Source organism: uncultured Veillonella sp., assembly GCF_915069625.1.
In the GTDB taxonomy this organism is placed as follows: Bacteria; Bacillota; Negativicutes; order Veillonellales; family Veillonellaceae; genus Veillonella.
Genome location: NZ_CAJZFD010000052.1, coordinates 1 through 11,426, shown reverse-complemented (window position 1 = coordinate 11,426; position 11,426 = coordinate 1). Strand labels below are relative to the sequence as shown.

Sequence of the window (11,426 nt, the reverse complement as noted above, 5' to 3'; positions counted from 1 at the left end):
GACGATGTTTGCCCAACTTGCGGTGGTGCTCTAGAACATGCTAAAGGTATTGAAGTAGGCCAAGTATTTAAATTGGGTACAAAATACTCAGAGGCATTACAAGCTACATTCTTAGATCAAAATGGTCGTCCTAATCCAATGATTATGGGTTGTTATGGTATTGGTGTATCTCGTACATTAGCTGCTGCTATTGAGCAGTATCACGATGAAAATGGTATTATTTGGCCACGTTCTATTGCTCCATTTGAAGCCGTTATCGTTCCTATTAATGCAAAAGACGAAGCTTTGATGTCTACAAGTCAAACAATTTATACTGCATTACAAGATGCAGGTGTAGATGTGTTACTTGATGATCGTAAGGATCGAGCTGGTGTAAAATTCAAAGATGCTGATTTAATTGGCTATCCACTTCGTATTACAGTAAGTAAAAATACACTTGAAAATAATGAAGTAGAAATTCAAATCCGTAAGTCTGGTGAAGCGATTACATGTGCAATCGATTCTGTAGCGACTAAGGTTACTGAATTACTTCAAGATTTATAATTAAATTGCGATTCTAGTGAATACTCATTAGGGTCGCAATTTTTCTATCTCATCTTGAATAAATTAGCTAAATCAGTCATAATTAAAAGATAGGATAATTGTAATGGGAGGTGCTCTATGCTTGTTGATTTTCACATGCATTCTATCTATTCTGATGGAGTTAAAAGTCCAGAAGAATTATTACGTCATGCTTTAGATTGTAATCTATCTATGATGGCTTTAACTGATCATGACGAAATTGATGGCATAAAAGCATTGCGTGCCGCTCAAAAGCAATTAGATCCGGAAAAAACTATTAAAATTATTAATGGTTGTGAATTTAGTGCTGACTATAAAGATAAATCTATTCATATTCTGGGATATCGTTTTGATGAAACAAATCAAGAATTAAAAGACTTTATTCAATATTTTAAAGCAAAACGAGAAGAACGGATTGATGAGATTATCAAACGTTGTAATAATGCTGGGTATGTTATATCGAAAGATGACTTACTTAAAAAATTTCCTAAGACGCAAGCTTATGGGCGTCCACATATTGGACAGTTATTAATTGATGGTGGTTATGCTAAGGATATTAATGAGGTATTCAAAGGTATTCTTCGAAAAGATAGCCCATGCTATGTACCTAAGGTAAAGGTTGAGGTTCCGCATATTATTGATATTATTCATAAAGCTGGTGGCCTTGCCGTTATGGCCCATCCTAAACTAGTAACTAGTGATGAATATGTAGTAGAAATGTTAGCCTATGATTTTGATGGTATGGAGGTTTACCATACTAAACATAACGATGATGATGTGAAACGATATAAAGCATTAGCTAAAGAACATAACTTGTTTATTACAGGTGGTTCTGATTATCATGGTATTCCAGGTAAAGCACCAGATCAATTTGGCGATTACTTGGTATCCGCTGAAAATGTATCAGAATTTATTAGTTTGTTATAAATAATGAGGTTGACTATGGAAGTCGTTGCATTTGTAGGTAGTAGTGGCACTGGTAAAAGCCATCGTGCGCTCGTAGTTGCTCATGAAAATAATATTGAATGTATCATCGATGATGGCATTTTAATTCATGATAATAAGATTGTAGCTGGCTTTTCTGCAAAGAAAGAATCTAGCCGATTAAAAGCTGTTCGTCGTGCTATTTTCCAAGATGAAGTACAAGTAAAATCAGTGCGTGAACAATTATATAAAATTAATCCTAATAAGCTTATGATTATTGGTACATCCGATAATATGGTAAAGAAAATTACGAAAGCATTAGGCTTGCAAGATCCAGATCGATATATTCGCATTGAAGATGTAGCTACACCTAAAGAAATTGAAAAAGCACAACATGCTCGTCTTAAAGAAGGTAAACATATTATTCCAGTTCCAACAATGGAATTGAAACCTCACTTTAGAGGGTATTTGATTGATCCAATTAAAACCATGTGGCGTCGACGTACATTGAAAAAACAAGATCAAGATACATTGGGGCAAATTGGTTCAGAAGGATTTGAACGTTCTGTGGTTCGTCCTGCTTTCAGTTATTATGGACGACTTACCTTCGATGATGATGTAATTATCAAATTGATTCGCAATGGCTTAAAAAAAGTTGTTGGTGTTGATGAATCAAGTGTTATTTCTTTCAAAAAGAGTGACAAAGGCCAAAATGGTTTAGTTGTAGATATGGCTGTTGTTATTGAACATGGTTATCCTGTTAAACCATTGATGCAACAGGTACAAAAGTCCGTTCGAAATGAAATTGAGTATATTACAGGCATGTCTATTGAACGTATGTCTATAAAAGTTAAGAATATTATAGAAACAAAACGTAAGATTGTTAAAGTATAGGAGTTAGAATGAAGTCTTATTATATTTACACCTATGGTTGTCAAATGAATACTGCTGATTCTGAGCGCTTATCGCATCAGTTAGAATCTGTAGGCTATACACCTACAGAGGACGTAGAAACTGCAGATTTAATTTTGTTAAATACTTGTGCAGTGCGTGAGAATGCAGAAACTAAAGTCTATGGCCGCATAGGTGAGCTAATGAGACTGAAGAGAAAAAACAAAAACTTGATTCTTGCTGTTACAGGTTGTATGGCTCAGAAGAATCAAGCGGAAATGTTTAAACGGGCTCCACATATTGATATTGTCTTAGGTACTCATAATATTCAACATATTAATGAAATGATTGAAGAGGTTCAACGCGGTCATACACATCAAATCAATGTGGATATGGATAATTCTGTACTACCTGAATTGGAAGCGAAACCTAATGGCACCTTTTATGCATGGGTACCTATTATGAATGGTTGCAATAAGTTCTGTACCTATTGTATTGTTCCTCACGTTCGTGGTAGAGAGATAAGTCGTCCTGTAGAAGCCATTGTAAAAGAGGTTACTGAACTAGGTGCAAAAGGGTTTAAAGAAATCACGTTATTGGGACAAAATGTAAACTCTTACGGTTTAGATTTCAAAGATGGTACTGATTTTGGTACATTAGTTGATGCCCTCGATGGTATTCCAGGAATTGAACGTATTCGCTATATGACAAGTCATCCTCAAGATATGACTAAATCTATGATAGATGCACTTGGGCGTTCCTCTAATATCGTTACCCATTTACATTTACCAATTCAATCAGGTTCAGACCGTATTTTGAAGAAAATGAACCGTCATTATACGGTAGAACATTACAAAGAATTACTTTCTTACTGTCGTGAGAAGATTAAAGATGTAGTAGTTACTACAGATATTATCGTAGGTTTTCCAGGGGAAACAGAGGAAGATTTCCAAGCTACATTACAATTGTTAAAAGATGTACGCTATGATATGGCTTATACATTCATTTATTCTAAACGTTCTGGAACGCCAGCAGCGACTATGGATGATCAAGTTCCAGAAGAGGTTAAACGTGTACGTTTACAAACATTGATGGATGTGCAAAATGAAATCTCTTATGAACTAAATAAACCTATGGAAGGGCAAGTGTTTGATATTATTGTAGAGGGGCCAAGTCCTCGTGATGAAGATATGTGGTTTGGTCGCACATCGGGCAATAAAATGGTATTATTCCCGAAAGACGACTCTTTATCAATTGGCGAAACCGTACCAGCCTATATTGATAAAGCACAAACTTGGGTTTGCTACGGTACAATACAAAAGGGGTAAGTATGGCAAAAAAGCAAACACCTATGATGGAGCAGTATTTAGATATTAAATCTAGATATTCTGAAGAATTACTGTTCTTTCGTTTAGGTGACTTTTATGAATTATTTAATGATGATGCATTAATTGCATCTCGTGAACTTAATATAACCTTAACCGGTCGCCCAACAGGAGATGAGGAACGCACACCTATGTGTGGCGTTCCTTTTCATGCTGCTGAAAGTTATATTGAAACATTGGTAAAAAAAGGTTATAAGGTTGCTATATGTGAACAATTAGAAGATCCTAAAGCAGTTAAAGGCATCGTTAAGCGTGATGTTATTAAGGTCATCACACCAGGGACTGTAATGACTGAAAATGGTAATGATGCACGATCAAACAACTTTTTAGCGTTATTTTATATGGTAAAAGATGCATGGATACTCGTATTTTCTGATGTATCTACAGGGGAAGTTATTTGGCATCGCATTACTGATTGTGAAAAACGAAGCGATATGTTTGATGCTCTCAGCATGTATCGTCCAAGTGAAATTATATTGCCTGAGGGAACAGTATTACCGCAAGATATAAAAGACTTTATGGATAATCAATTCAGTAATATTGTATTATCTCCATTTAGTACATATCATACACAGCGCGAAGTAGCGGAAAAGGCGGTTACTCACTTTGGTGATCTAGGTCTCATGGAAGAGGATGTATGGGAAGCTTTGGGCTATATGCTCTTATATTTAGAGGATATCATTAAGTCTGAAATTTCTCACATTAACTATGTTCATCAATTGAGTGTCGGAAATCGTTTGATTTTAGATACATCTTCTTTGCGCCATTTAGAGATTACTCATAACTTACGTGATGGTGGTCAAAAAGGTACATTACTTGATGTACTTGATCGTACATTGACACCAATGGGGGCTCGTCTTTTAAAACAATGGCTCGAAAGTCCGTTGACGGATGTTAATCAAATTCAGCGTAGACAAGCCGCTGTAGCAGAACTGATTACACGTGGTGCAGAACGTTCCCATATCCGTAGCTTACTGGACTGCATTTATGATTTTGAGCGTATTGTAGGACGTGTAGAAACTGGATCTGTGTCCCCAAGGGACTTAACAGCACTTCGTGAATCATTAGCTGTTTTACCAGATATTAAAAATGTATTAAGTACATGTGCCAGTTTATCATTAACTTCTATCAATGATCGTATTCAAGATCATAAAGATATTTATGACCTATTATGTCGTGCTATTGCTGATCAGCCTGCACTGACATTAAAAGAGGGTCGAGTTATTAAGGATGGTTTTAATCCGGATTTAGATGAACTACGTTCATTGGCTACGAATAGCGAACAATGGTTAGCCAAGATGGAAGCTGATATTAAAGAGGCTACCGGTTTATCTAAAATTAAAACTGGCTATAATAAGGTGTTTGGTTACTATTTTGAAGTATCTCATAGTAAATCTGAACAAGTACCGGATTATTTCATTCGAAAACAAACTTTAGCCAATGCAGAGCGTTATATTACACCGGAATTAAAAGAGTTTGAAATCAAAATTCTCAGTGCTAAAGATAAGATAATCGCCTTAGAACATGAACTATATCAACAATTACGAAATGATATTAAACTCGTTATAAAAGATGTACAAGAGACAGCTCGTGCTCTTGCTGAGCTTGATGTATTAGGTTCCTTAGCACTTGTAGGCTATGAAGAGAATTATATTTGTCCTACCATTGTAATGAATGGACAAATTAATATTCGCGATGGTCGTCATCCTATTATTGAAAAATTCTTAAAACGTGAGGTCTTTGTACCGAATGATATCTTTTTAAATCATGATGATGAGGAGTTCTTGCTCATTACAGGACCTAACATGGCAGGTAAATCAACGTATATGCGTCAAGCGGCAATTTTAATGATTATGGCTCAAATCGGCTCTTTTATTCCTGCTCGGGAGGCATCTATTTCACCTGTAGATCGTATCTTTACGCGCGTAGGTGCTAGTGATGATATTTCTACTGGTCAAAGTACCTTTATGGTAGAAATGAAAGAGGTAGCATATATATTAGAAAATGCCACACACAATAGCTTGATTATTCTCGACGAAATTGGTCGTGGTACGAGCACCTTTGATGGATTGAGTATCGCCCAAGCTGTAGTGGAGCATATTTGTAAGCATATTCATGGCAAGACATTATTTGCTACACATTACCATGAGTTAATCTGTTTAGAGGAAAGCTATAGTAAATTAAAGAATTATACTGTAGCAGTAAAAGAAAAAGGTAAAGATGTAGCATTCTTGCGCCGCATCATTAAAGGTGGTGCAGACCGAAGCTATGGTATTCACGTAGCTAGACTGGCTGGTTTACCTAATTCTGTATTAAAACGAGCAGAAGTGATTTTGGAATCCTTGGAAGATCAAAGTCATGATGCTAGTGATTTAAATAATCGTGTGATTGGCGGTCAACCTACTAATGTGGTTAAACCAACCACTAAACAAGTGAGTGATTCTCCACTAGGTAACTTATTTACTCATTCAGTAGTTGATAGCTTACTGGAAGTGGATGTAATGAGCATGACACCTATTGAAGCATTAAATAAATTATATGAACTACAAGAGGAGGCTCGTAAAGGAGGCGGGAAATAATGGCTACCATTCATGTTTTGGATGAAACCACAATCAATAAGATAGCTGCTGGTGAAGTCGTTGAGCGCCCCGCATCAGTTATTAAAGAGCTCATTGAAAACTCTATCGATGCTTCTGCTACTAATATAGAGGTAGAAATTGGAGATGGTGGTGTGGCGTATATGCGCATTACCGATAATGGCATTGGTATGACTGAAGAGGATGCGCGGTTAGCAATCCTACGACATGCAACATCTAAAATTCAGCATGTAGAGGATTTATTTGATATTGCATCCCTCGGCTTCCGTGGTGAAGCACTAGCTAGTATTGCCTCTGTATCTCATTTTTCCTTGACTACACGCAAAGCAGATTCTGATTTAGGGACTCGTATTACTGTAGACGGTGGTACTTTTACCGATTGTATTCCTTACGGTGCTGCACCTGGTACGACAATTGAAATTAGAGATTTGTTCTATAATACGCCAGCTCGTCGTAAATTCTTGAAAACAGAACGTACAGAATCTTCTAAGATTCAAGATATTGTGGGAAAATTAGCTCTTAGTAATCCACACATTTCCTTTAAGCTCATTATCGATGATCGAGTGGCTATTATTACGCCTGGAAATGGCAATACTGGTGATACTGTAGCTGCCCTATATGGCTATAAAACTAAGGATGATATTTTCACTGTTGCTTATGAAAGTGACTCTATCTATATCGATGGTGTAGTAAGTAAACCTACACTTCTTAAAAGTACGAGAATATGGCAGACTATTATAGTTAATAACCGGGTTATTTCTGACAAAACTATAATGAAGGCTATAGATAATGCATATCACGCATTATTGCCGAAAAATGGTCATCCTTTAGTGGTCCTAAATATTACTGTTCCTGCTGAGATGGTTGATATTAATGTCCATCCTCGCAAGAGTGAAGTAAAATTTTCTGACGATAAGATTATATTTAAAGCAGTTTACCATGGTATTTTGAATGCCTTAAATAATCCTCTTCATGAGCGTTATGAACGAGAATCATCTTCTTATATAAATGGTATAGTCACTAATGGAGTTGACTTCAATAGTAACAATAGGGATAGTAATAGTAGTTCATCTTCCGCTGGCAATAGTACGTATGATTCGTATCGAACACCTTCTGTGGTAGAAGATGAGATGCAGTCTGCTGAACATATAGCAACAGCAGTAGATTTTTATAAGGTCTTTGGTAGACGACGTACAAAAGGGTACGAAGTCATGCGTAGTGAAACTACGCAGTTTGTAGAGAATCTTAAAACTAAAGGGTACACACCACCTTCGCCTAAGGCGACGTTCGAACAGTCTTCCTTTACAGATGAAAGTTTTGATGCTGTACCTACCGAATATACTAGTTATACAAAAGAGGACGTCGAGAGATTTAAGTCCTTATCTCAAGATATTCGGGAAGATAATACAGAAGAACGTACGATTCAAAATTCCGGGTTCTTACCTATGGGACAAGTTGCGTCTTGTTATATTTTGGCTAAAAAGGGTGATGATCTCTACATTATAGATCAACATGCGGCGCATGAACGTGTGCGTTATGATAAGCTTTGTAAGTCCTCTGAAGCAATTCCTATGCAATCTATACTAGTTCCTCAATATAGTGAGGCCACTGATGATGAAATGAATTTGGTAGAGGAAGAACGAGAAACATTACTTGATCTTGGATTTGATGTCGAATTAGGTGGTCCTACAAAGATAAAACTTGTAGGCGCTCCTGTAGATTTAGTAGAATCTAAGGCGTTTGAAATTCTCCAATATGTATTTTCTTACTTACATGATCACCAACAACCTACTAAGGCTCAGTTGCGTCATGAAATGCTAGCCTATGCATCTTGTAGAGGAGCCATTAAGGCAGGTCATAACCTTAATATGTATCAAATGACTACCTTAATTGAGGATTTATTTAGTACTGAAAAGCCTTATGTATGTCCTCATGGTCGACCAACAATTATTAAGTTTACACCTGATGAATTAGGGAAATTATTCTTACGGTCCTAATATGAATATACTAACTACATCTCAAAAATCTAATGAGGCCATTCAGGAGGAAGCCAAAGCATTGGCTTCCTCTATGCATATGACCTATATAAAACGAGGAAAATCATCTATACCGGCATTATTTAGAGAATATCAATGTGAATATATTGCGGTTCTTTCAGGCTCTGGATTAACTATCCACTTTCCTGAAACCAAAAAACATAGCTTTCATCTTTCCATGGCACAACTACGTATATTACGTATAGAACGTGGTGAAGGAGATCATCTAGTTAATGCTGTTCAAACTATTCTGGATAAAAAAGGCATACTTGATGGACAGCAGTTTACATTTCTCGACTCTACTATAGGCCTAGCTAGTGATAGCATTATTGTTAGTTATGCTTTTCCTAATGTAGAGATACAAGGATTAGAAGGTTCGTTTCCTATATGGCTTGCTACTTCCTATGGATTGGCTCATTATATTCATAGTGAGGATAGTGTAACAAATGCGTTACGACGTATTCAGGTACAACATGCGACCTATGAAAACTATTTACCTAACCTATCAGATAATAGTGTAGATATTATTTATTTTGATCCCATGTTTGAAGTGCCTGTAGAGGAAAGTCCACAATTTAAGCCGCTTCGTGGTCATACTGTAGAAAGTCATATTGATGATATAATTATGTCGCAAGCTATGCGCGTTGCTAGATATGGTGTTATTATAAAAGAACGACCCTTTAGTTCGGTCTTTCAAAAGTATCCACCTCATCAATGGGTGGGGGGAAAGTATAGCCGCATAGGCTATGGTGTATATATGAAGGAGTTATTGTGAATCCCTTAATTACCATCGTTGGACCTACGGCGGTAGGCAAAACTGAGCTTACCTTGGAATTAGCTGAACAACTTAATGCTGAGGTTATTTCTGGTGATGCTTACCAAGTATATAAACAACTCAATATTGGTACCGCTAAACCATCGATGGATGAACTTAATCGGGTAAAACATCATCTCATTGATATACTAGAACCAAATGATTCATATTCGGTGTCTATTTTTCAAGACCAAGCGAAAGAGATTATCGCTAGTTTAAAAGATCAGAATATTCTTCCTATTTTATCTGGTGGCACGGGACTGTATGTTCAATCATTATTGGAGAACTATAACTTTAATGATGTTAAACCTGATGAAAGTTTGCGAATAGAACTTGATGAGTTATATAATACCAAAGGTATTGAAGGCTTACGAGACTATGCTTTCACATTGGGAAAAGCACATAACATAGAAATTCAATATAGTGATAAACATCGTTTATATCGAGCTATTGAGATATTGCATCATGGTAATGTAGATTCATTACGTAATCAAACAAAAGATGGTTTATCTTATAAAGGACCTATCATCGGTCTCATGAGAGATCGTGATAAATTATATGAACGCATTAATTTACGCGTTGATATGATGTTTGATGCAGGTTTGATTGAAGAAGTAGAACAACTCATTAAGTCTGGAGTAAATCCTGACTGCCAAGCCTTTAAGGGGATTGGTTATAAAGAGGTTGTAGAATATTTAAATGGCAGTATTACCCTCGATGAATGCCGCGATTTAATTAAGAAGAATACTCGACATTTTGCAAAGCGCCAAATCACTTGGTATAAACGTATGCCATATATTGAATGGATACATATTGATAGCAATACATCTAAAGATTTTATATTTAATAAAGCTATGGATTTAATCCGTAGAGAAGGATTAGCATGACATTAGAAGAAATACGCAGTAAAGCCCTTGAGATGGCTGAACCAGAATTTAAGAAATTTGAACCTATTGCATTAGCCAATACTAAAAAGGTGTTAGAAGCCTTTAAAGAATGCCAAGTATCTGATTATCACTTCACAGGTACTACTGGATATGGCTATAGCGATGTGGGCCGTGAAAAATTAGATGAAGTATTTGCCTATGTATTTAAAGGTGAAAAAGCCATCGTTCGTCCTCACTTCGTATCTGGTACACATGCGTTAGCAACTACATTAATTTCTTTGATGGGAAATGGGTCTAAAGGTACGGAGTTTATCTATGCAGTAGGGGCGCCTTACGATACGATGCAATCCGTTATTGGTGCTGCTCGTGAAGTACGTGGTTCTTTAGTAGAAAAAGGGTTTACCTATACTGAGGTGCCTTTAAAAGATAATACCTATGATGTGGAGGCCATTGCTAACGCTGTGAATGATAATACGCGAGTAGTAGTCATTCAACGTTCTCGCGGCTATAGTACGCGTGAACCATTATCTATTGCCGATATTAAGAACATTGTAGATGCTGTAAAAGCTAAAAATCCTAACACCATTTGTTTTGTAGATAATTGCTATGGCGAATTTACAGAGTTACAAGAACCATTAGAAGCTGGTGCCGATATTATGGCGGGCTCTCTCATTAAAAATGCAGGGGGTGGTTTGGCGCCAACTGGCGGTTATATTGTTGGTAGAGAAGACCTTGTAGAAGATGCAGCCTATCAACTTACTGCTCCAGGACTTGGCGATCATATGGGCTCCTATGCTCCTGGTTATCGCTTGTTCTTCCAAGGTTTATTTATGGCACCTCACGTAGTATTGCAAGCACTTAAAGGGGCTGTATATACGGCTGCGGTAGGTGAATTGTTAGGCTATGATGTATTCCCTAAGGTAAATGCTGATCGCTATGACTTGATCCAAGCCATCAATCTAAAAAATGGGGAAGAAATGGAGCACTTCTGTGTAGGTATGCAAGCCTATTCTCCTGTAGATGCTCATGTACATCCAATCCCTGGCGATATGCCTGGTTATGAAGATAAAATTATCATGGCTGGTGGTACCTTTGTACAAGGCTCCTCCATTGAATTAAGTGCAGATGGTCCAGTTCGTCCTCCGTATACGATTTTCATGCAAGGTGGCCTTGTGTTTGAACACTCCATGCTCGGTATTTTAGGTGCAGCAGAAGAAATATTAAAACATAGATAACAGTTAGAATCTCTTTCTCTTTGAGAAAGGGATTCTTTTTGTTATTGTCTTTAGACTGGTTCGCGACGTAGTCGCGAATCATTAAACCACCCGCTA

Annotated in this window: 9 protein-coding genes; all 9 read left to right on the top strand. The window is 37.0% G+C overall.

Translation table 11 applies throughout. From position 1 onward, the window contains the following. On the top strand, positions 1 to 543 hold a 543-nt coding region (locus QZ548_RS04165), incomplete at its 5' end, for a His/Gly/Thr/Pro-type tRNA ligase C-terminal domain-containing protein (RefSeq protein WP_295868551.1). 117 nt (positions 544 to 660) lie between these two features. Then, the gene (locus tag QZ548_RS04160) at positions 661 to 1,488 is read left to right on the top strand and encodes a PHP domain-containing protein (protein ID WP_105089151.1); all 828 of its coding nucleotides are present in this window, start codon (positions 661 to 663) and stop codon (positions 1,486 to 1,488) included. Between the two features lie 15 nt (positions 1,489 to 1,503). Next, on the top strand, positions 1,504 to 2,379 hold the full coding sequence (locus tag QZ548_RS04155; protein WP_295868548.1) for an Asp23/Gls24 family envelope stress response protein: 876 nt from the start codon (positions 1,504 to 1,506) through the stop codon (positions 2,377 to 2,379). A gap of 8 nt (positions 2,380 to 2,387) precedes the next feature. Continuing rightward, on the top strand, positions 2,388 to 3,704 hold the full coding sequence (miaB, locus tag QZ548_RS04150; protein WP_060924636.1) for a tRNA (N6-isopentenyl adenosine(37)-C2)-methylthiotransferase MiaB: 1,317 nt from the start codon (positions 2,388 to 2,390) through the stop codon (positions 3,702 to 3,704). A gap of 2 nt (positions 3,705 to 3,706) precedes the next feature. Further along, positions 3,707 to 6,340, top strand: a complete 2,634-nt coding sequence (mutS, locus tag QZ548_RS04145; protein ID WP_295868546.1) for a DNA mismatch repair protein MutS — start codon at positions 3,707 to 3,709, stop codon at positions 6,338 to 6,340. Further along, a complete protein-coding gene (mutL, locus tag QZ548_RS04140) occupies positions 6,340 to 8,355 on the top strand; it encodes a DNA mismatch repair endonuclease MutL (RefSeq protein WP_295868543.1) in 2,016 nt (671 codons plus the stop codon). The genes mutS and mutL overlap by 1 nt, the downstream gene beginning before the upstream one ends. A 1-nt stretch (position 8,356) precedes the next feature. Beyond that, positions 8,357 to 9,169, top strand: a complete 813-nt coding sequence (locus QZ548_RS04135) for a class I SAM-dependent methyltransferase (protein ID WP_295868541.1) — start codon at positions 8,357 to 8,359, stop codon at positions 9,167 to 9,169. Beyond that, complete coding sequence (miaA, locus tag QZ548_RS04130) at positions 9,166 to 10,095, top strand: tRNA (adenosine(37)-N6)-dimethylallyltransferase MiaA (protein ID WP_295868540.1); 930 nt, start codon at positions 9,166 to 9,168, stop codon at positions 10,093 to 10,095. Before QZ548_RS04135 ends, miaA begins: the two co-directional genes overlap by 4 nt. Continuing rightward, the gene (locus QZ548_RS04125) at positions 10,092 to 11,330 is read left to right on the top strand and encodes a methionine gamma-lyase family protein (RefSeq protein ID WP_295868538.1); all 1,239 of its coding nucleotides are present in this window, start codon (positions 10,092 to 10,094) and stop codon (positions 11,328 to 11,330) included. Before miaA ends, QZ548_RS04125 begins: the two co-directional genes overlap by 4 nt. Positions 11,331 to 11,426 lie beyond the last annotated feature (96 nt).

What these genes read in the sequence shown, in the direction of transcription:
- QZ548_RS04160 (WP_105089151.1), top strand. Translation starts at nt 661, where the DNA reads ATGCTTGTTGATTTTCACATGCATTCTATCTATTCTGATGGAGTTAAA.
- QZ548_RS04155 (WP_295868548.1), top strand. Translation starts at nt 1,504, where the DNA reads ATGGAAGTCGTTGCATTTGTAGGTAGTAGTGGCACTGGTAAAAGCCAT.
- miaB (WP_060924636.1), top strand. Translation starts at nt 2,388, where the DNA reads ATGAAGTCTTATTATATTTACACCTATGGTTGTCAAATGAATACTGCT.
- mutS (WP_295868546.1), top strand. Translation starts at nt 3,707, where the DNA reads ATGGCAAAAAAGCAAACACCTATGATGGAGCAGTATTTAGATATTAAA.
- mutL (WP_295868543.1), top strand. Translation starts at nt 6,340, where the DNA reads ATGGCTACCATTCATGTTTTGGATGAAACCACAATCAATAAGATAGCT.
- QZ548_RS04135 (WP_295868541.1), top strand. Translation starts at nt 8,357, where the DNA reads ATGAATATACTAACTACATCTCAAAAATCTAATGAGGCCATTCAGGAG.
- QZ548_RS04125 (WP_295868538.1), top strand. Translation starts at nt 10,092, where the DNA reads ATGACATTAGAAGAAATACGCAGTAAAGCCCTTGAGATGGCTGAACCA.